Here is a 20,453-nt window from a genome sequence, read left to right on the forward strand (position 1 = left end):
CTCGCGAAGGCGGTGTGTCAGACAGGCATTAATGTCATCTGACACACCGCCTTCGCGAGCAAGCCCGCTCCCACAGTTGTTTGGCGATCCTACAGATCTGCCAAGGGATGCCGACCTTCCCAAGCCTTGTGGAAATGCGCATCCACCACCGCATCGGGCACGTTGTTGATGTCCGGCCAATGCCAGTGCGGTTTCTGATCCTTGTCGATCAGCCGCGCCCGCACCCCCTCGCTGAACTCCGGATGACGACAGCAGTTGAGGCTCATGGTGTATTCCATCTGAAAGACTTGAGCCAGGGACATGTGGCGGGCGCGGGCGATCTGCTCCCACACCAGATGAGCGGTCACGGGCGAACCTTCACTCATGGTTTTAGCCGCGCGACTGAGTAGCAGGTCGGTGTTGTCGCGCTGCAAGCTGATGGCTTTCCAGGCGCAGGCCACGTCACTGACATCCAGCAGTTCGTCGATCTGTTGGCGACGTGGCAACCATTGGGCTTCGGGCATCTGCGCGACCGCCTCCTGCTGCAAGGCCTTGAGCAGACTGTTGAGCTGCATGGCCGTCTGCTCCTGCCAATTCAACTGCAGCAAGCCTTCGAACAACTCTTCTTGCTGTTCATCGAGCAGGAAACGGTCCGCCAGGTCCAGATCGATCGCATCGCGACCGTTCATCTGGGCGCCGGTCAGGCCGAGAAACAAGCCGAGCTTGCCGGGCAGCCGTGACAGGAACCAACTGGCGCCGACATCCGGGTACAGGCCGATACTGATCTCCGGCATCGCCAGGCGGCTGCTTGGCGTGACTATCCGGATGCTCGCCCCTTGCAGCAGCCCCATGCCGCCGCCCAGCACGTAACCATGCCCCCAGCAGATCAGCGGTTTGGGGTAGGTGTGCAACATGTAGTCCAGGCGATATTCCGCGGCGAAGAAGTGCGCGGCCAAGGGCGGCACTCCACCCGGGTGAGCGCGACAGGCTTCCACCAGGCTGCGGACTTCGCCACCGGCGCAAAAGGCCTTGGTGCCGTTGCCACGCAACACGACACAGACGATTTGCGGTTCCTTGGCCCAGGCCTCCAGTTGATCGCGCAGGGCGCTTATCATTGGCAGGGACAAGGCGTTGAGGGATTTTTCGGCATCCAGGCTGGCAACGCCGATGCGTGCGCCGTCGGTGCCGGTGAGTTCTTCGAAGTGCAGATTCATCGTGACCTCGATCGGGAATTTGAGCGTTCAGTATGATCGCTGTTCAGGAAAGTGCCGGTTCTGCGTCAGATCAATTGACAAGCAGGGTCAGCTTTCCTAGGGTTCGCCCCATTGTTTTAGCCGGATGTAACCATGACTGCTGACGACCGTATCAAACTCGAACCGAGCTGGAAGGAGGCACTGCGTGCGGAATTCGACCAGCCTTACATGGCAGAGTTGCGTAACTTCCTGCAGCAGGAGCGCGCGGCGGGCAAGGAGATCTATCCGCCGGGACCGATGATTTTCAACGCGCTCAACTCGACGCCGCTGGACAAGGTCAAGGTGGTCATCCTCGGCCAGGATCCGTACCACGGCCCCGGCCAGGCCCACGGCCTGTGCTTTTCGGTGCAACCGGGCGTACCGGCACCGCCATCGCTGGTGAACATCTATAAAGAATTGAAGCGCGACTTGAACATCGATATCCCGAGCCACGGTTACCTGCAGAGTTGGGCCGAGCAGGGCGTGCTGATGCTCAACACCACCATGACGGTGGAACGCGCCAACGCCAATGCGCACAAGGATAAGGGCTGGCAATTCTTCACCGACCGGATCATTGAAGTGGTCAGCCAGCAGCAGCCGCATCTGGTGTTCATGCTGTGGGGCGCCCATGCCCAGAGTAAACAGAAACTGATCGATGCGACCAAGCACCTGGTGCTGACGTCGGTGCATCCGTCGCCATTGTCCGCTTACCGTGGTTTTCTGGGCTGCGGGCATTTCAGCCGGACCAACAAGTTTCTGGAGCAGAATGGCGAGACGCCGATCGAGTGGCGGTTGCCGCCGGTTTGATGCGTTGACCGCGCTGGCCCCTTCGCGAGCAAGCCCGCTCCCACAAGGATCACGCGAGCCTCCTGTGGGAGCGGGCTTGTTCGCGAATGAAGCGACTCGGTCCATCAGACAGAATCCGGCTGACGGTCCCAATACTTGAACAACGGCTCCGCCAGAAACAACACAAACAACAACCGCATCACCTGCATCGCCGTCACCAACGGCACCGACAGCTGCAGGGTTTCAGCGGTGAGGCTCATCTCCGCAATCCCGCCGGGCATCATGCCCAGGGTCAGCGAGCGCAGATCCAGATGGGTCAACGCACTCAAGCCCAGGGCTGCCAGCGTAGCGATCAACATGGTCAACACAGTGCCGATCAATGTCCGGCCCATGAACGACGGTGCGCGCCGGAAAAACTGCCGATTGAAGTGACACCCCAAGCCGCTGCCGATCAGCCATTGGCCGATCTGGCTGCCGCCATTGGGCAAGCCGATGTGCAGATCCCAACCAATGCTCACCGCCGCGCTGACCAGCAACGGCCCGAACAGCCACGGATTGGGTTGACGAAGACGCTCCCACAGCCACGCCGCCAACGCGCCTGCCGGTAATAGAAAGGCCAGCCACCGCCAGTCGACGGCACTCGGATGGAACACCGGTGCACCGTCGCCCAGCAAATACTTGAACGCAGCCGGCACGCACAGCACCACCACCAACACCCGCAGGCTTTGCCCCGCCGCCACCCGGCTGAGCACCGCGCCATTACGCGCACCGAGGTTGACCATCTCCCCGGAGCCGCCGGGCATGCTGGAAAAGAACGCCGTGGCGCGATCCTCGCCAGTGCGCCGCATCAACCAGACCCCGACCACGGCCGACAGGCTGGTGATCAACGCACCGAAGAAGATCAAGCCGAAGTGGCTCAGCACCTGCTCCATCACCAGCGGGGTGAAGTGCAGGCCGATACCGATGCCGATGATCCACTGGCCGACCTTGCGTCCGCCAGGGATTTCCGCCAATTGCCAGGGGGTCAGGCACCGCACCAGGATGATCGCCAGCAACGAGCCGACCATCCACGGCAGCGGCCAGCCGATCTGGCTGGCGAGGTAACCGCCCAGCAGACCGACCAGCGGAGTTCCCCACCAGGCTTTGAACGGAATTCGATCAGACATCGGCGAGGGCGCGCCGGGCGACCGAACGTTTGCGCCAGATCCGCAGCAGCGGCATCAGCAGCATCAACGCGGTCAGTACCCAGACGCCGAAAGTGATCGGGCTCGACCAGAGGATTTCCAGTGCACCGTTGGAAATCGACAGCGCGCGCCGCAGGTTCTGTTCCATCAGGCCGCCGAGGATGAAGCCCAGCAGTACGGGCGACAACGGGAAGTCCAGCTTGCGCAGGATGTAGCCGAAGATGCCGATGCCGATCATCAGGAACAGGTCGAAGGTGGTGGCATGCACCGCGTAGACGCCAATCCCGGTAATGATGGCGATGACCGGCACCAGCGCCCAGTTCGGCACGGCGAGGATGCGCGTGAAAATGCGGATCATCGGGATGTTGAGGATCACCAACATGATGTTGGCGACGAACAACGAAGCGATCAGGCCCCAGACAATGTCCGGTTGCTGTTGGAACAGCAGCGGGCCGGGGGTGATGTTGTACAGCGATAGCGCGCCGATCATCACCGCCGTAGTGCCCGAACCCGGAACGCCAAGGGTCAGCATCGGCACCAGTGCACCGCAGGCTGCACCACCGATGGCGGTTTCCGGTGCCGCGAGGCCACGCATATCGCCTTGTCCGAACGTGCCCTTGGCGCCGGCGATACGTTTCTCGGTCATGTAGGCCACCGCACTGGCCAATGTTGCGCCAGCGCCCGGCAACACGCCCATGATGAAACCCAGCAAACCGCAACGGATATTTACCAGGAACACCGCCGAGGCTTCCTTGAAGTTGAACATCATGCGTCCAGTGGCCTTCACCGCTTCCTGGCCGCGATGGGTTTTTTCCAGCAGCAGGAGGATTTCGCTGATGGAGAACAGGCCCAATACCAGCACGACGAACTGAATGCCGTCAGTCAGATGGATGTTGTCCCCGGTGAAACGGTATACGCCGCTGTTGGCATCGATCCCGACGCTCGACAGAAACAGACCGATGAGCGCCGCAATGAAGGTCTTGAGCGGACGGTCACCGGCCATGCCGCCGAGACAGACAATCGCGAACACCATCAGCACGAAATATTCCGCCGGTCCGAAGGCAATCGCCCATTTCGCCAGTAGCGGGGCGAACAGCACCATGCCGCAAGTGGCGATGAACGCACCGATGAACGAACTCCACGCCGACAGCGACAGGGCCACACCGGCCAGGCCTTTGCGGGCCATCGGGTAACCGTCGAGGGTGGTCATCACGGTGGAGGCTTCGCCTGGAATGTTCAGCAGGATCGAGCTGATCCGGCCGCCGTATTCGCAACCCAGGTACACCGCCGCCAGCAGGATCAGCGCCGACTCCGGTGGCAGGCCGAGGGCGAACGCGATCGGAATCAGCAACGCCACCCCGTTGATCGGGCCCAGGCCCGGCAGCAGGCCAACGACGGTGCCGATGAGGGTGCCGCACAGTGCGGTCACCAGGTTGTACGGGCTCAGCGCGACGCCGAAGCCCTGACCCAAATAGCCAAGAGTATCCATATCAGTTCTCCAGAACGTCGAGCACGCCCAGCGGCAGTGGCACGTCCATCACTTTGTCGAACAGCAGATAAAGACCGACGGCCATCACGCTGATAATCACTGCACTGGGCAGCCAGCGACCGCCATACAGGCGAGCCATGGGGACTCCGATCAGAATGCTGGCGACGATGAAACCAAGGGGTTCGAAGGTCCCGGCGAACACCAGCAACAGCACCACGCAAATGCCGATTTTGGTCAGGGTTTCGCGGTCCAGTTTCGGGTCGTCATCACTGTGGATGATTGGTGTCGGGCGAAACACCATGTACAGCAAGCCAAGGCCCATCAGGCCGAGCATCAGCAGCGGAAAGGCTCGAGGTCCCACCGGTTCGTAGGAAAAAGCCGCTTGATACGGCCACGCCATCAGTGCCAGGCCGATGCAGGCCAGCAACAGCACCGAAGCGAAAATGCGTTGTAAGAGCATGAGAAACTCCTGGGCCGCGCCCCCGAGAACCGGGGCCGCAGCCGCTAGACAGAGGCGATCACTGGATCAGGCCGAACTCTTTGGCCAGCACTTTGTAGTCCGCTACCTGCTTCTTCACGTAGGTGTCCAGCTCCGGGCCGGTCATGGCGAACGGGAAGAGCTCGCGCTGATCGCGCAGCTTGGCGAACTCGTCGGAAGCCAGCAGTTTGTCGAAGGAGTCTTTCCACCAGGCGTAGTCTTCGTCGCTGACCTTTGGCCCGAGGTAGAACCCGCGGACCACTGGCCAGACGATGTCGTAGCCTTGCTCCTTGGCGGTCGGGATGTCCTTCATTTCCGGCTCGTCCAGACGCTTCTCGGAGAACACCGCCAGCAGGCGCATGTCGCCGCTCAGGATGTGCGGCATGGAGTCGGAGATGTCGGTGCTGCCGACCTGGATGTGGCCGCCGAGCAGCGCGGTGGCGATTTCCCCGCCACCTTCGAGGGCGACATAACGCAAGTCCCGCGGGTTGATGCCGGCGGCCTTGGCGATCAGGGCGGTCTGCATCCAGTCCTGGCTGCCGACGGTGCCGCCGGAGCCGATGACCACGGTGCTCGGGTCTTTCTTCAGCGCCTTGACCAGGTCGTCGAGGTTTTTGTAAGGCGAATCGTTTTTCACCGCGATGGCGCCATAGCTGGTGCCGACCGCTGCCAGCCAGCGCACGGCGTTTTCATCGAAACGACCGAATTTGCCCTGGGCCAGGTTCAGCAATGAACCGCTGGACCAGGCGACCAGCGTGCCGGCGTCGGCCGGACGTTGTGCCACCACCGCGTTGTACGCCACGGCGCCGACACCGCCGGGCATGTAGGTCACGCGCATGGGTTTGCTCAGCAGTTTCTGGTTTACCAGCGCGCTTTGCACCAGTTTGCAGGTCAGGTCGAAACCGCCGCCTGGCGAGGCCGGGGCGATGCATTCCGGGCGTTTGGGCTCGGCCATCAGTTGGCCGGCAAACAGCATGCAGCTGGCGGCGAGGGCAAAACGGCGCAGTGATCGATTCATTTTTTTGTCTCCACGGGAGTTGTTGTTTTTGGGGATATTTCAGAAGCGACGGTGTTGCGCCGTGCAGCCGGGTTTGGCGCTGGCGAGCGTGAACGATGGGAAAGGAAGGGGAGGGTGAGCCTGGAGCTGTAATGACAGCATGGTGCAGTACCTCGTTATTGTTCTTATTGGCGAAAACGCATCAAGGCGTTTTTCGAGAGCTACATTTCAAAGCACGGTGTGATGGCTTGCAGTCGAAACCATCCGTGGGCCGACTCTAACGGTCGAACCTTTCGCTAACCTTTCAGCGGACTTTCATGGTTTTCGGGCTTCACAGCGGCGGAGGCGGCTGTAAACTCCGCGCCAAACAATGGCGTCGAACATCCCTGAATGAGGTAACTAGCCATGCGTGTTCTGCTCGTCGAAGACCATCTGCAGCTCGCTGAAAGTGTCGCCCAGGCGCTCAAGAGCACCGGCCTGACCGTGGATGTGCTGCACGACGGTGTGGCGGCCGACCTGGCCTTGAGCAGCGAGGAATACGCCATGGCGATCCTCGATGTCGGCCTGCCGCGCATGGACGGTTTTGAAGTGCTGGCGCGCCTGCGGGCCCGGGGCAAGAACCTGCCGGTGCTGATGCTGACGGCCCGCAGCGACGTCAAGGATCGGGTCCATGGCCTGAACCTGGGCGCCGACGACTACCTGGCCAAACCGTTCGAACTGACCGAGCTCGAAGCCCGGGTCAAAGCCTTGCTGCGCCGCAGTGTGCTCGGTGGCGAACGTCAGCAGACCTGCGGGGTGCTGGCTTACGATCTCGACACCCGGCGCTTTACCCTGGGCGAAGAACTGCTGACCCTGACCTCCCGCGAGCAGGCGGTGCTCGAGGCCCTGATCGCCCGTCCGGCCGGGTGATGAGCAAAGAGCAACTGGCCGCCCAGGTGTTCGGCCTGGACGAAGAGGCCAGCCCCGACGCCATCGAGATCTACGTTCATCGCCTGCGCAAGAAGCTCGACGGGCATCCTGTCGCTATCGTGACGTTCCGCGGTCTCGGCTATTTGCTGGAAAGCCGCGATGCATAAGCCCAGCAGCCTGCGCTGGCGGTTGCTGTGGAACCTCGCGCTGTTGCTGGTGGTGCTGATGCTGGCCAGTGGTTTGAGTGCATACTGGAACGGTCGCGAAGCCGCCGACACCGCCTATGACCGGACGTTGCTGGCCTCGGCGCGGACCATCGCCGCCGGGGTGTCCCAGCGTGACGGCAGCCTCAGTGCCGATGTGCCTTACGTGGCCCTCGACACCTTTGCCTACGACAGCGCCGGGCGGATTTTCTACCTGGTCAACGACATCAACCAGAAGCTGATTTCCGGCTACGAAAACCTGCCGCCACCACCGCCGGGTACACCGCGCACGGATGACTATCCGGCGCTGGCACGCTTCTACAACGCTAAATACCAAGGGCAGAACGTACGGGTGGTCAGCCTGCTCAAGCCCGTGAGCGAGCCGAACATGAACGGCATGGCGGAAATCCGCGTAGCGGAAACCGATGAGGCGCGGGTCAGCATGGCACGCAGCCTGGCGGCGGACACCTTGCTGCGGCTGGGCATGCTGGCCATCGGAGCGTTGTTGATGGTGTGGTTCGCGGTCAGCGCGGCACTGCGCCCGCTGGAGCGCTTGCGCACAGCGGTGGAAGAGCGCCAGCCCGATGATTTGCGGCCGTTGCCGCTGGTGGAAGTGCAACACGAGTTGTGGCCGCTGGTGCGTGCGCTCAATCACTTTACCGAACGCCTGCGCGGACAGTTCGAGCGACAGGCGCAGTTCATTGCCGATGCGGCCCATGAACTGCGTACGCCCCTGGCGGCGCTCAAGGCCCGGCTCGAACTGGGCCTGCGCTCCACCGAACCGCACACCTGGCGCAGCACGCTGGAAACCGCGGCCCAGGGCACGGATCGCCTGACCCACCTGGCGAACCAGCTGCTGACGCTGGCACGGGTGGAGAATGGCGCGCGGGCCATCGCCGAGGGCGGTGCACAGTTGCTGGACCTCAGTCAGTTGGCGCGCGAACTCGGCATGGCGATGGCGCCGTTGGCGCACAAGCGTGGCGTGGCACTGGCGCTGGAAGCGGATGAACCGGTGTGGCTGCGCGGTGAACCGACGCTGTTGAATGAATTGCTGAGCAATCTGGTGGATAACGCCCTGGCGCACACGCCACCGGGCGGCAACGTGATTTTGCGGGTGACCGCGCCGGCCGTGCTGGAGGTCGAGGACGATGGCCCCGGAATTCCGCTTGAAGAGCGTGATCGGGTGTTCGAGCGTTTCTATCGACGCAATCAGCAGGTGGCCGGGTCCGGGTTGGGCCTGGCGATTGTCGGCGAGATCTGCCGCGCGCACCTGGCGCAGATCAGCCTGCATGATGGCGAGCAGGCGGGGTTGAAGGTGCGGGTGAGTTTTATTGCGGGAGATTGATGGTGCCTGTGCCGGCCTCTTCGCGGGCAGGTCGGATCGCCGCACCGCTCGCTCCTACGGTTTGTTATGATCTGTAGGAGCGGAGCGAAGCTTTAATAAAACATCGACCGCGATTCTTCCAGTGCCCTGCATTGCACCTCGTTCTCCAGATCAATTCTCAGTTTCCTGAACGCCGGCACACTGGCCGTGTCGATTTCGGCCAGCGGGTGGTCAGTGCCCCTGTAGCAAAACAGGCAGGCCACCTGCACCAGGTCGACATAATCGACCCGTTCGGACTGGCGGTCGAAGTCCAGGTACATCCCGGGCACCTGCACCAGCATCTCCGGAAACTCCCAGACCCTGAGCAGTTTGTCGCCGATCAATGGATGGATCTGGTCGATCACATGATTCAGGCTGATCGAATCGGACAGCAGCTCATTGTGGTCTTCGGCGTAGGTCAGGATCGGCAGCACACCGATCTGATGCACCAGCCCGCCGAGGGCGGCCTGATCGGGTTTGAGTCGGGTGTAACGCCGGCACAGCGCATAGCTGACCCCGGCGATTTCCAGGCTTTTGCGCCAGACGTCGCGCATTTTCTGTTCCACCACCTCGGAGCGGGCATGGAAAATCTGTTCCATCACCAGGCCGATCGCCAGGTTGCTGCTGTAATTGACGCCCAGGCGAGTGATCGCCGTGTGCAGGTCAGTGACTTCCCGGATCGCGCGCAGCAGCGGGCTGTTGACCACCTTGATCAGGCGCGCCGACAACGCGGTATCGCGAGCGATCACTTTGCTGAGCGTACTGACGCTGATTTCCGGGTCTTCGGCGCTTGCGAATCTGCAAGGCCACTTCCGGTAATGTTGGCAGAACCAGGTCATCGTTATCGATGGCCGCAACCAAATCCTGTTGGACCTTATCCGCCAGCTTGCTCATTTCGACTCTCTGGGTATTGCGACAGGTGCTGCATTCAGCGCTGGATTTCGCGATCGCGATCCAGTTGATAAGGCAGGTCGAGCAGGTGCAAGGCTGGCCCTTCGAGCGCGCCCAGGTGAATATCGCCACCTTCTGCTGCTTCGGCTTGCAGCACGGCCAGGAGTTCAATGTTTTGCCCGGCGCGGGCGGCAAGCACCACTTCGCCGATAGCGCTGCCATGGGTCGGCGAAAACAGCGGTGTACCGGGTTCCGGCAATTGGTCGGCATCCAGGTGCAGGCGATACAGGCGGCGCTTGAGTTTGCCCAGGTACTGCATCCGCGCGACGATTTCCTGGCCGGTGTAGCACCCTTTCTTGAAACTCACGCCACCGACGGCTTGCAGGTTGAGCATCTGCGGGATGAACAGTTCACGCGTGCCCGGCATGACCTGACCGATCCCGGCGCGGACCTGGCCCAACAACCATTGATTCAGATCGCCTTCGGTCAGCAGCGCCGACAGCTTGCCCTTGAGGACGTCCGCTTGATCGGCGCCGGCCCAGAGTTCGGCGCGATCAGGCGAGACGCGGATGGCAATCAGGCCATCCTTGCGCACGACACTGTCGGTTTCTGTCGGCAGCCCAAGACCCAGGCCGAGCAGTGCGGCATCGCCATGCTCGATGCCGAAGCGCACCCAGGCGGCGCTTTCATCGGTCAGTTTGGATTTGGAGAACACCGCGTACTTTTTCAGGTCCGCCAGTTGTGGCTCCAGCAACTCGCTGGCCATGGCCAGCACGACGCCGTCACCTTCGAGCAGGATGCGGAAACTCGACTGCATCCGGCCTTTTTGCGTGCAGCGCGCGCCAAGGCTGGCCCGGGTATCGCTCAGGTAATCGAGGTTGCAGGTCAGTTGGCCTTGCAGGAATTTACCGGCATCCGCGCCGCGGACCGCGAGAACGCCTTCGTGAGACAGGGTGCAGAAAAAAGCTGAGTCGGCCATGGGTCATCGCAGGATAAAAAGTCTGGGGGACATCATAAGGGGGCGCCCATGAAATGGGTAGTTCACAAAAGACCCTGTTGCCTGACCAAAGCCGAGTGTTCGACGGAGCATGGGGCTGTATACTTGCCGCCTATTTGAGGAGCGCTCCATGGTCGAAGATGTTGAACTGAATCGCCTCTACTGGCACAGCCGTCGCGGCATGCTTGAACTTGACGTGTTGCTGGTGCCGTTCGTGAAAGAGGTTTATCCGCACCTCAACGAAGTCGACCGCGCCTGCTACGTCAGGTTGCTCGAATGCGAAGATCAGGACATGTTCGGCTGGTTCATGGAACGCGCCGAATCGGAAGATCCGGAGCTGCAGCGCATGGTGCGCATGATCCTGGATCGTGTCCAGCCCAAGTAATTCGTTCGAATGCCGCTGGCACGCCTCACGGCTGCTGCTGGCGGTGTACCTGTTGGCCCAGCTGTTCGCGCTGGGTGCGTTGTGTCTGCTGTCGATACCGGTCTGGGCCAGTCTGCTCGGCGTTTCGTTGTGCGTGGCGCACGGCGTGCGGGTGTTGCCGCGGCAGATTCTGCTGACGCACCCCCGGGCGTTTCGCGGCTTGCGTCGCGATGGGGATGGCTGGCAGTTGTGGAACCAGGCAGCGGGCTGGCAACCGGTGCAACTGCGGCCGGACAGCCTGGCGCTCCCCTTGATCGTGGTGCTGCGTTTTCGTCTGCGGGGCGAGTGGCATGACCGGTCGATCTGTGTGCCCCGGGATTCGCAGGCGACGGATCTGCACCGACGCCTGCGGGTCCGGCTCACATTCAGTCGGCGTAGGTGGGCGGCACCAGAATAGTGTCGAGGGCGTCCGGCAGCATGTTCGGGTAGTCGAGGGTGTAATGCAGGCCGCGGCTTTCCTTGCGCTCCATGGCTGACTGAATCATCAGCTCGGCCACCTGGGCCAGGTTACGCAACTCGATCAGGTCGCGACTGACCTTGTAATTGCTGTAGAACTCGTCGATCTCGTCCAGCAACAGGCGCACGCGGTGCTGGGCCCGCTGCAGGCGCTTGTTGGTGCGCACGATTCCCACGTAGTCCCACATGAATCGCCGCAGCTCATCCCAGTTGTGCGCAATGATCACGTCTTCGTCGGAATCGGTGACCTGGCTCGCATCCCAGACGGGCAGGGCGGCAGGAATCGACACCTGGGGCAACTGCTCAAGAATGTCTGCCGCCGCCGAGCGCGCGTAAACGAAGCACTCCAGCAAGGAGTTGCTGGCCATGCGGTTGGCTCCGTGCAGGCCGGTGAAACTGGTTTCGCCAATGGCGTAGAGGCCCGGCACGTCGGTGCGGCCCTGCTGATCGACCATCACGCCGCCGCAGGTGTAGTGCGCCGCCGGCACCACCGGGATCGGTTGCTTGGTGATGTCGATGGAAAACTCGAGGCAGCGCTCGTACACCGTCGGGAAATGAGCCTTGATGAAGGCTTCGGGCTTATGGCTGATGTCCAGGTAAACGCAATCGATACCCAGGCGCTTCATCTCGTGGTCGATGGCCCGGGCGACGATGTCCCGGGGGGCCAGTTCGGCGCGTGGGTCGAAGCGCTGCATGAAGCGTTCGCCGTTGGGCAGCTTCAGGTGCGCACCCTCGCCGCGCAGGGCTTCGGTGACCAGGAAGCTCTTGGCTTGCGGGTGATAGAGGCAGGTGGGGTGGAACTGGTTGAATTCCAGATTGGCTACCCGGCAGCCGGAGCGCCAGGCCATGGCGATGCCGTCACCACAGGCACCGTCAGGGTTGCTGGTATAGAGGTAGACCTTGGCGGCGCCGCCGGACGCGAGGATCACAAAGCGCGCGCCGTAGGTGTCGACTTCTCCTGTGCCCCGATTGAGCACGTAGGCGCCGAGACAGCGGTCGCCTTCCAGGCCCAGGCGTTTTTCGGTGATCAGGTCGATCGCAACCCGCTGTTCCAGCAGTTCGATGTTCGGCCGTTGCCGGGCTTTGTCGAGCAAGGTCTTGAAAATCGCGGCGCCCGTGGCATCGGCGGCATGGATGATGCGCCGATGACTGTGGCCTCCTTCACGGGTCAGGTGGAACTCGAATCCACCGTCCTCGGTGCCTGACTGTTCATCGCGGGTAAACGGCACGCCCTGGTCGATCAACCATTGAATGGCTTCTTTGCTGTGCTCGACGGTAAAGCGCACGGCGTCTTCGTGACACAGGCCGCCGCCGGCATTGAGCGTGTCATCGACGTGGGACTCAACGGTGTCGGTGTCATCCAGGACGGCTGCGACACCGCCCTGGGCCCAGAAAGTCGAGCCATTGGCGAGGTTGCCTTTGCTCAGTACGGCAATGCGCAAATGATCGGGCAAGGTCAGCGCAAGGCTCAAGCCGGCAGCGCCGCTGCCAATTACCAGAACATCATGTTGAAACTGTTGGCTCATTTCAGGATTCCGCTCTAAGCGACCCGGGTCGGGGTTGGCGCATGACACCTGGATCGGCGAGTCAAGACAGCCACACAGCCCACTAGTATATAGAGGGGGGGAGCGGCACAATAGCCGAGCCTGTATGGCATTGTGAAACTACTGTGACGGAAAAAAGGGGACGCTTCGTCGGATGGTTTCTCCTCCGGTTCGGCGACACCTTCACTGTATCGTGGATTTAACACTCTTTTCTGTCCACGGTTGCACAATGTCGGCTGGCTCCGGCTATAAATATTTGGAACTTTTGCCAAAGGCCCAAGATCAATAGAAGGTTGCCTGAATCAAGGGACAGTGTCGGCTTCAGTTGCAGGATCGTGGTTGGATCCTCACCGGCGAAACCGATGACAAGATTATTCGCGCAGCCGGGTTAACTCGCGCTGCGCTTTTCGTGCGTGCCAAATCAGAGCCCGCAGGAAACTTGCTTGGAGGGGGAGAACTTTTGCGAAAAGCCCGAGTCTATGTTTGCAAGCCTGGTCGTTTAGTCATGCAAGCCTCCTTCGAGCTTATCGAGGAGTGTTCATGCTAACCCAGGAAGAGGATCAGCAGCTGGTCGAACGCGTACAGCGCGGCGACAAGCGAGCTTTCGATCTGCTAGTGCTGAAATACCAGCACAAAATTCTCGGGTTGATCGTGCGATTCGTGCACGACACCCATGAAGCCCAGGATGTGGCACAGGAAGCCTTTATCAAGGCGTACCGTGCGCTTGGAAATTTTCGCGGGGACAGTGCGTTTTATACGTGGCTTTACCGTATCGCCATTAACACGGCGAAAAACTATTTGGTTTCACGCGGCCGCCGGCCGCCTGATAGCGATGTCAGTTCCGAAGATGCAGAGTTCTACGATGGCGATCATGGCCTCAAGGACCTCGAGTCGCCTGAACGTGCACTGCTGCGCGATGAGATCGAAGGCACTGTCCATCGAACCATCCAGCAACTTCCAGAAGATTTGCGTACCGCCTTAACTTTACGTGAATTCGATGGTCTGAGTTACGAGGACATTGCGGCCGTCATGCAATGTCCGGTGGGTACCGTGCGCTCCCGGATTTTCCGCGCTCGGGAAGCCATCGATAAAGCCCTGCAGCCGTTGTTGCAGGAAAACTGAGACAGCGGCGACAGCCAAGAGAGGAACGCCATGAGTCGTGAAGCCCTGCAGGAATCGCTGTCCGCAGTGATGGATAACGAAGCGGACGAATTGGAATTGCGTCGGGTGTTGAATGCCTTCGACGATGTTGAAACTCGTGAAACCTGGGCTCGTTATCAAATCGCTCGGGCAGTGATGCACAAGGATCTGCTGCTTCCACGCCTGGACATTGCCGCGGCAGTTTCCGCTGCATTGGCTGACGAAGCCGTACCGGCAAAAGCTACTCGTGGTCCATGGCGCAGCCTGGGTCGCCTGGCAGTCGCTGCTTCGGTCACCGTTGCAGTATTGGCAGGTGTCCGTCTGTACAATCAGGACGATATCGCAGGTGTCGAACTGGCCCAGCAATCCACCCAACAGGGTCTGGTTGCACCTCAGGCCAAGGGTCCAGCTGTATTGGCAGGCTATAGTGAGAGTTCGGATGCCACCGGCCCCATGGCCAATGGCGTATTGCAAGGTCAGCCAGGCTGGCACGATCAGCGGTTGCCAGGCTACTTGCGCCAACATGCTCAGCAGGCCGCACTGAAAGGTACTGAAAGTGCATTGCCGTACGCTCGTGCAGCAAGTCTGGAAAACCGTTAAGGAGGACCATGCGCTCCATACCTTTACTTACGCTTGTGCTCGGTGGCTGGTTCATTGTTCCAGCCCACGCCGATGAAGCCCAGGACTGGTTGACCCGTCTGGGTCAGGCCGAGCAGCAGCAAAGCTTTCACGGTACTTTCGTCTACGAGCGTAACGGCAGTTTTTCTACCCACAACATCTGGCACCGCGTCCAGGATGGCAAGGTCCGCGAGCGTTTACTCCAGCTCGACGGTTCGGCCCAGGAAGTCGTGCGCATTGATGGGCATACTCAATGCGTCAGCGGCACCCTGATTGCAGGCCTCGGGGATACCCCGAATTCCGCCGCTCGTGCACTCGATCCTCAAAAGCTCAAGAATTGGTATGACCTTGCCGTCATTGGCAAGTCGCGTGTGGCCGGGCGTTCGGCAGTGATCATTTCCCTGACGCCTCGCGATCAGCATCGCTATGGGTTTGAACTGCATCTGGATAAAGAAACCGGCCTGCCTCTCAAGTCATTGCTGATCAATGACAAAGGGCAGTTGCTGGAGCGATTCCAGTTCACGCAGCTCAATACCACTGACGTGCCCGCGGACAGAGACTTGCAGCCGGGCGACGACTGCAAGGCGCTCGCCCTCGAAAGCGACAAGGCTTCTGCAGCCAAGGTTGCCCAGGCCTGGCATTCGGATTGGTTGCCACCCGGTTTCGAGCTGACCAGCAGTACCGCACGCAAGGACCCGCAGACCAAGATCCAGGTCAACAGTCTGATGTATGACGATGGTCTGGCCCGTTTCTCGGTATTCCTCGAGCCACTGGATGGCGCAGCCGTCACCGATACTCGCGTTCAGATGGGCCCGACCGTGGCCGTATCCCGGCGCTTGAGTACCTCTGAGGGCGAAATGATGGTTACGGTGGTCGGAGAAATTCCTGCTGGCACCGCTGAACGCATTGCGCTGTCGATGCGCAGTGGTAACGCTGCCACCAGCAAGCAGTGAGCTGATTTTCGGCCCTTTTCACCTCGTTGGCGAGACGTCGAAATGTTTGCTGAGCATTTTCATTTGCAAATATCCCGAAAATTTTTTATAGGTCAGAGCACCTTGGCTCTGGCCTTGTTTGTTGTTCCCGGAACAAAAATGCCGGCCTGTCGTGACCGGTGTTCCTTGCTCCATATCGCTTAACCCTGCTCGTCGTAATGGGAGCTGTATGTCGATACTCAGTTTGAAGTCTTATCTCTCGGTTGTTGCCACCGTACTGGTGCTGGGTCAGGCGGTTCCTGCGCTAGCGGTCGAATTGCCTGATTTTACGCAGTTGGTCGAGCAGGCCTCGCCGGCGGTCGTGAACATCAGTACCACGCAGAAACTGCCGGACCGTAAAGTGAACCAGCAGATGCCCGACCTTGAGGGCTTGCCGCCGATGCTGCGCGAGTTCTTCGAGCGCGGCATGCCGCCACAACCGCGTACGCCACGGGGTGACCGTCAGCGTGAAGCCCAGTCCCTGGGGTCGGGTTTCATCATCTCGCCCGACGGCTACATCCTGACCAACAACCATGTGATTGCCGATGCCGACGAAATCCTCGTCCGCCTGGCTGACCGCAGCGAATTGAAAGCCAAGCTGGTCGGCACCGATCCGCGTTCCGACGTGGCCCTGCTGAAAATCGAAGGCAAAGGCCTGCCGGTGCTGAAACTCGGCAAATCCCAGGACCTGAAGGCCGGCCAATGGGTGGTGGCGATCGGCTCGCCGTTCGGTTTCGACCACACCGTGACCCAGGGCATCGTCAGCGCCATCGGTCGCAGCCTGCCGAACGAAAACTATGTGCCGTTCATCCAGACCGACGTGCCGATCAACCCGGGTAACTCCGGTGGTCCGCTGTTCAACCTGGCGGGCGAGGTGGTGGGGATCAACTCGCAGATCTACACCCGTTCCGGCGGCTTCATGGGCGTATCGTTCGCGATTCCGATCGACGTCGCCATGGACGTATCCAACCAGCTGAAAAGCGGCGGCAAGGTCAGCCGTGGCTGGTTGGGCGTGGTCATTCAGGAAGTGAACAAGGACCTGGCCGAATCGTTCGGTCTTGAAAAGCCTGCCGGTGCGCTGGTGGCCCAGATCCAGGATGACGGCCCGGCTGCCAAGGGCGGTCTGCAAGTCGGCGATGTGATCCTGAGCATGAACGGTCAACCGATCGTCATGTCCGCCGACCTGCCGCACCTGGTCGGCGCGCTGAAGGCCGGCTCGAAAGCCGATCTGGAAGTGATCCGCGAAGGCAAGCGCAAGAACGTCGCACTGACGGTTGGCGCTATTCCTGAAGAAGGCAAAGAGCTGGACGCCGAGCCAAAATCCGGTGTCGAGACCAGCAGCAATCGCCTGGGTGTTTCCGTGGCCGAGCTGACCGATGAGCAGAAGAAAACCTTCGACCTCAAGGGCGGCGTAGTCATCAAGGAAGTCCAGGACGGTCCTGCCGCCCTGATCGGCTTGCAGCCTGGCGATGTGATCACCCACCTGAACAATCAGGCGATCGGTTCCACCAAGGAGTTCACCGACATCGCCAAGGCGCTGCCAAAGAACCGCTCGGTGTCGATGCGGGTTCTGCGTCAAGGTCGCGCCAGCTTCATCACCTTCAAGCTGGCTGAATAGTCCGGTTGTTACTGTAGGAGCGAGCTTGCTCGCGAAGGTCTCAAGGGCGACGCGTTCATCCAGAAAGAACGCGTCATCGTTGACGTCCATCGCGAGCAAGCTTGCTCCTACAAAGGCAAAGGCATCGTCAGTTGTTGGTTGAATAAAAAAACCGCCTCGAAAGGGCGGTTTTTTTACGCGTTCGCAAAAGTGTCAGCCCATCATGTCCTTGATCATGCGCTCCTGCTCCATCAACTCCCGTTGCCGGGCGTCGATCCGCGACGACAGCGGGAAGTTGGTGCCGGCCTTGCGCTTGGCGAAGTCCAGTTGCTGAATGGCCTGGCGGTAGTCGCCGACCAGGGCAAAGTACTCGGCGCGGGCCTGGTGCAAACCGATAATGTTGCCCGACAAGCCACGAGTCTCGGCCACCATGTACCAGACGTCCGGATCGTCCGGCCGACTCTTGAGCAGATTCTCCAGAGCCTTTTCCGCTTCGGGCGCACGGTTTTGCTTGAGCAGCAGGTCGACCCGCACTGAATTCAGCGGATAGTTGCCGGGATATTGAGTCAACATCCGGTCCACCCGGGATTGAGCATCGGGCAGCCGATTGTTGGTGATATCCAGATCGACCTGAGCCAGGTTATAGATGATCTCGTTCGGCGATTTGGCCAGCAGCGTCGCCAGGTTTTCCCGAGCTTCGTTCAACTGGCCGCCCTTGATCTGGGCGATCGCCAGGCCATAGCGCGCGACATCGTTTTTCGGGTTTTCATCCAGCTGGGCGCGGAAGCGCTTGGCGCCCAGGCCCGGGGTTTCTTCATAGATCAGCTGGACCCGTGCCCGGATCAGCTGATAACGCATGGTGTCTTCAATGCCGCCCGGCTTGGCCTGCTCGGCACGGTTGCGGGTGTCGGCGATCCGCGATTCGGTGACCGGGTGAGTCAGCAGGAATTCCGGTGGCTTGGCGTCAAAGCGGTATTGGCGCGACAAACGCTCGAACATGGTCGGCATCGAGCGCGGGTCGTAACCGGCCTTTTCCAGATTGAGAATGCCGATACGGTCGGCTTCCTGTTCGTTCTGCCGCGAAAAGCGCCGCTGTTCCTGAATCGCCGCTGCCTGCGTGCCGGCAATGGCCGCGATCCCGGCGTCGCCGGCACCGGCCGCGGCAATCACGATCCCGGCCAGCAGGGCGGCCATCATCGGTACCTGCATCCGCTGTTGGGCTTCGACGCCACGGGCAAAGTGACGCTGCGACAAGTGAGCCAGTTCGTGAGCCAGTACCGAGGCGTATTCGCCTTCGGTCTGGGCATTGAGGAACAGACCGCCGTTGACCCCGACAATCCCGCCCGGTGCCGCGAAGGCGTTGAGCTGCGGGCTGTTGATCAGGATGAACTCCAGGCGCCGGTCATTGACCTGGCTGGTCTCCACCAGGCGGTAGACGCTGGATTCGACGTAGTCCTTGAGCTGTGGGTCGTTCAGTTGGGACACCTGGCTACGCAACAGCGCCAGCCAGGCCCGGCCCAACTGGTGTTCCTGTTGCGGCGAGACGATGGCAGAACTGGCGTCGCCGAGTGACGGCAGGTCGTCGGCGAAGCCCGGTGAGGCGAGCAGGCAAGCGAGCGTCAGCAGGGTAGGGCGCAGAAATGTCATGCACAAAGCCTTAGTCGACAAAGACCTTACTGTAGCCGGACAGTACGCTTCGGACCAGATATTCTAAGCCTCTCGACCACCTGACCGGAGTGATGCAATGACCGATGCCGTAGCCCATGACGCCGAACTCGACGCCAGCGGCCTCAATTGTCCGCTGCCGTTACTCAAGGCCAAACTGGAACTCAATCGCATGACCAGCGGCGCAGTGCTCAAGGTAATCGCCACCGATGCGGGCTCGCAGCGCGACTTTCGCACCTTTGCCCGATTGGCCGGTCATACGCTGCTGCGTGAAGAAGATGAGGCGGGCGTTTACCGCTATTGGCTGAAAAAAGCCTGAACCTGCTGCGACCGTTGCTAAGGGATTATTGATGTTCAAGGTGTTACGCGACTGGATTCAGCGCTATTTTTCCGACGAAGAAGCCGTGGTGCTTGCCGTGCTGCTGTTTCTGGCGTTTACCGCCGTCCTGACGCTCGGTGGCATGCTCGCCCCGGTGCTCGCCGGGATGGTGCTGGCGTATCTGATGCAGGGCCTGGTGGTGACGCTGGAGCGCATGCGTGTGCCGGGCGGCGCGGCGGTCGGGCTGGTCTTTGCGTTATTCATGGGGCTGCTGCTGGTGTTCATCGTGGTCGTGGTGCCATTGCTCTGGCATCAACTGATCACCTTGTTCAACGAATTGCCCGGCATGCTCGCCAAATGGCAGTCACTGTTATTGCTGCTGCCCGAGCGTTACCCGCATCTGGTGTCCGATGAGCAGGTGCTGCGGGCCATCGAAGTGGCGCGGGGCGAGATCGGCAATTTCGGCCAGTGGGCGCTGACGTACTCGCTGTCGAGCCTGCCGCTGCTGGTCAACATCATGATCTACCTGGTACTGGTACCGATCCTGGTGTTTTTCTTTCTCAAGGACCGGGAAATGATCGGCCAGTGGGTGCGCGGTTACCTGCCTCGCGAGCGGGCATTGCTCACCCGCGTTGCCCGGGAGATGAACCGGCAGATCGCCAACTACATTCGCGGCAAAGGCATCGAGATCGTCATTTGCGGCGGCGCGACTTACATCGGTTTCGTGGTGCTGGGGCTCAACTATGCGGCGCTGCTGGCGTTGCTGGTGGGCGTGTCGGTGGTGGTGCCCTATGTCGGCGCCGTGGTAGTGACCGTGCCAGTGCTGTTGATCGCCCTGTTCCAGTGGGGCTGGAGCGATCAGTTCATCTATTTGATGGCGGTCTACGGCATTATCCAGGTCCTGGACGGCAACGTGCTGGTGCCGCTGTTGTTCTCGGAAGCGGTCAACCTGCATCCGGTGGCAATCATCTGCGCGGTGCTGTTGTTTGGCGGGTTGTGGGGATTTTGGGGGGTGTTCTTTGCGATTCCCCTGGCGACGCTGTTCAAGGCTGTGCTGGATGCGTGGCCGCGCAAGGAGCCGGTGGTGGCGCCGCTGCTTTAACTGCCAGCTCTGAATCTTCAGTGGGGTTGATGGCCTCTTCGCTGGCAAGCCAGCTCCTACAGGTTTTGCGTCGATCGCACGATTTGGCACGACACAAACCCTGTAGGAG

The 20,453-nt window shown here is 60.8% G+C and carries 18 protein-coding genes and 2 pseudogenes; 11 read left to right on the forward strand and 9 right to left on the reverse strand.

The window, feature by feature from the left end:
• Nucleotides 1-89 precede the first annotated feature (89 nt).
• Nucleotides 90-1,193, reverse strand: a complete 1,104-nt coding sequence (locus tag BZ163_RS03260; RefSeq protein WP_128869755.1) for an enoyl-CoA hydratase/isomerase family protein — start codon at nucleotides 1,191-1,193, stop codon at nucleotides 90-92.
• Nucleotides 1,194-1,325: 132 nt separating this feature from the next.
• Here BZ163_RS03260 and ung point away from each other — a divergent pair, with 132 nt between their 5' ends.
• Entirely contained in the window at nucleotides 1,326-2,018 is a 693-nt protein-coding gene (gene ung / locus BZ163_RS03265; protein ID WP_128869756.1) for a uracil-DNA glycosylase, read from the forward strand.
• 104 nt (nucleotides 2,019-2,122) lie between these two features.
• Here ung and BZ163_RS03275 read toward each other — a convergent pair whose 3' ends face one another.
• The 4 genes from BZ163_RS03275 to BZ163_RS03290 are packed head-to-tail and all read right to left on the reverse strand — an operon-like array spanning nucleotide 2,123 to nucleotide 6,166.
• Nucleotides 2,123-3,163 carry an AbrB family transcriptional regulator gene (locus BZ163_RS03275; protein ID WP_128869758.1) on the reverse strand — a complete coding sequence of 347 codons (1,041 nt, stop codon included), beginning with the start codon at nucleotides 3,161-3,163 and terminating at the stop codon, nucleotides 2,123-2,125.
• Nucleotides 3,156-4,670, reverse strand: coding sequence for a tripartite tricarboxylate transporter permease (locus tag BZ163_RS03280; RefSeq protein WP_128869759.1), 1,515 nt, complete (start codon nucleotides 4,668-4,670; stop codon nucleotides 3,156-3,158). The genes BZ163_RS03275 and BZ163_RS03280 overlap by 8 nt, the downstream gene beginning before the upstream one ends.
• 1 nt (nucleotide 4,671) lies before the next feature.
• Nucleotides 4,672-5,130 carry a tripartite tricarboxylate transporter TctB family protein gene (locus BZ163_RS03285; RefSeq protein ID WP_128869760.1) on the reverse strand — a complete coding sequence of 153 codons (459 nt, stop codon included), beginning with the start codon at nucleotides 5,128-5,130 and terminating at the stop codon, nucleotides 4,672-4,674.
• A 58-nt stretch (nucleotides 5,131-5,188) separates the two neighbouring features.
• Nucleotides 5,189-6,166 (reverse strand): tripartite tricarboxylate transporter substrate binding protein, encoded by a 978-nt coding sequence (locus BZ163_RS03290; RefSeq protein WP_128869761.1) that lies wholly within the window; start codon nucleotides 6,164-6,166, stop codon nucleotides 5,189-5,191.
• 384 nt (nucleotides 6,167-6,550) lie between these two features.
• Between BZ163_RS03290 and BZ163_RS03295 the strand changes: the two are divergent.
• Nucleotides 6,551-7,221, forward strand: a pseudogene (locus tag BZ163_RS03295) (response regulator).
• Complete coding sequence (locus tag BZ163_RS03300) at nucleotides 7,214-8,602, forward strand: sensor histidine kinase (RefSeq protein WP_128869762.1); 1,389 nt, start codon at nucleotides 7,214-7,216, stop codon at nucleotides 8,600-8,602. The pseudogene BZ163_RS03295 and the gene BZ163_RS03300 overlap by 8 nt, the downstream one beginning before the upstream one ends.
• A gap of 92 nt (nucleotides 8,603-8,694) precedes the next feature.
• Here BZ163_RS03300 and BZ163_RS03305 read toward each other — a convergent pair.
• Together BZ163_RS03305 and BZ163_RS03310 are read right to left on the reverse strand one after the other, a co-directional pair.
• Nucleotides 8,695-9,514 (reverse strand): annotated as a pseudogene (locus BZ163_RS03305) (HDOD domain-containing protein).
• A gap of 34 nt (nucleotides 9,515-9,548) precedes the next feature.
• The gene (locus BZ163_RS03310; protein WP_128869763.1) at nucleotides 9,549-10,490 is read right to left on the reverse strand and encodes a folate-binding protein YgfZ; all 942 of its coding nucleotides are present in this window, start codon (nucleotides 10,488-10,490) and stop codon (nucleotides 9,549-9,551) included.
• Nucleotides 10,491-10,638: 148 nt separating this feature from the next.
• Here BZ163_RS03310 and BZ163_RS03315 point away from each other — a divergent pair, with 148 nt between their 5' ends.
• Together BZ163_RS03315 and BZ163_RS03320 are read left to right on the forward strand one after the other, a co-directional pair.
• Nucleotides 10,639-10,893, forward strand: coding sequence for a succinate dehydrogenase assembly factor 2 (locus tag BZ163_RS03315; RefSeq protein WP_007898624.1), 255 nt, complete (start codon nucleotides 10,639-10,641; stop codon nucleotides 10,891-10,893).
• Nucleotides 10,877-11,329 (forward strand): protein YgfX, encoded by a 453-nt coding sequence (locus tag BZ163_RS03320; RefSeq protein WP_128869764.1) that lies wholly within the window; start codon nucleotides 10,877-10,879, stop codon nucleotides 11,327-11,329. The genes BZ163_RS03315 and BZ163_RS03320 overlap by 17 nt, the downstream gene beginning before the upstream one ends.
• Here the strand turns inward: BZ163_RS03320 and nadB are convergent.
• Nucleotides 11,298-12,914, reverse strand: coding sequence for an L-aspartate oxidase (gene nadB, locus BZ163_RS03325; protein ID WP_128869765.1), 1,617 nt, complete (start codon nucleotides 12,912-12,914; stop codon nucleotides 11,298-11,300). The genes BZ163_RS03320 and nadB overlap by 32 nt on opposite strands.
• Nucleotides 12,915-13,472: 558 nt before the next feature.
• Between nadB and rpoE the strand changes: the two genes are divergently transcribed.
• The 4 genes from rpoE (at nucleotide 13,473) to BZ163_RS03345 (ending at nucleotide 17,279) form a co-directional block, all read left to right on the forward strand.
• Complete coding sequence (rpoE, locus tag BZ163_RS03330) at nucleotides 13,473-14,054, forward strand: RNA polymerase sigma factor RpoE (protein WP_007944079.1); 582 nt, start codon at nucleotides 13,473-13,475, stop codon at nucleotides 14,052-14,054.
• A gap of 30 nt (nucleotides 14,055-14,084) precedes the next feature.
• Nucleotides 14,085-14,672 (forward strand): RseA family anti-sigma factor, encoded by a 588-nt coding sequence (locus tag BZ163_RS03335; protein WP_128869766.1) that lies wholly within the window; start codon nucleotides 14,085-14,087, stop codon nucleotides 14,670-14,672.
• Between the two features lie 8 nt (nucleotides 14,673-14,680).
• Nucleotides 14,681-15,643, forward strand: coding sequence for a MucB/RseB C-terminal domain-containing protein (locus BZ163_RS03340; protein ID WP_128869767.1), 963 nt, complete (start codon nucleotides 14,681-14,683; stop codon nucleotides 15,641-15,643).
• Between the two features lie 208 nt (nucleotides 15,644-15,851).
• Complete coding sequence (locus tag BZ163_RS03345) at nucleotides 15,852-17,279, forward strand: DegQ family serine endoprotease (protein WP_128869768.1); 1,428 nt, start codon at nucleotides 15,852-15,854, stop codon at nucleotides 17,277-17,279.
• Between the two features lie 192 nt (nucleotides 17,280-17,471).
• Here the strand turns inward: BZ163_RS03345 and BZ163_RS03350 are convergent, their stop codons facing one another.
• On the reverse strand, nucleotides 17,472-18,905 hold the full coding sequence (locus tag BZ163_RS03350) for a M48 family metalloprotease (RefSeq protein WP_128869769.1): 1,434 nt from the start codon (nucleotides 18,903-18,905) through the stop codon (nucleotides 17,472-17,474).
• Nucleotides 18,906-19,002: 97 nt separating this feature from the next.
• Here BZ163_RS03350 and BZ163_RS03355 point away from each other — a divergent pair, with 97 nt between their 5' ends.
• The gene (locus BZ163_RS03355; RefSeq protein ID WP_128869770.1) at nucleotides 19,003-19,242 is read left to right on the forward strand and encodes a sulfurtransferase TusA family protein; all 240 of its coding nucleotides are present in this window, start codon (nucleotides 19,003-19,005) and stop codon (nucleotides 19,240-19,242) included.
• Between the two features lie 31 nt (nucleotides 19,243-19,273).
• On the forward strand, nucleotides 19,274-20,344 hold the full coding sequence (locus tag BZ163_RS03360) for an AI-2E family transporter (protein WP_128869771.1): 1,071 nt from the start codon (nucleotides 19,274-19,276) through the stop codon (nucleotides 20,342-20,344).
• Nucleotides 20,345-20,453 lie beyond the last annotated feature (109 nt).

This window comes from Pseudomonas sp. VI4.1, from assembly GCF_002029345.1.
Classification (GTDB): Bacteria; Pseudomonadota; Gammaproteobacteria; order Pseudomonadales; family Pseudomonadaceae; genus Aquipseudomonas.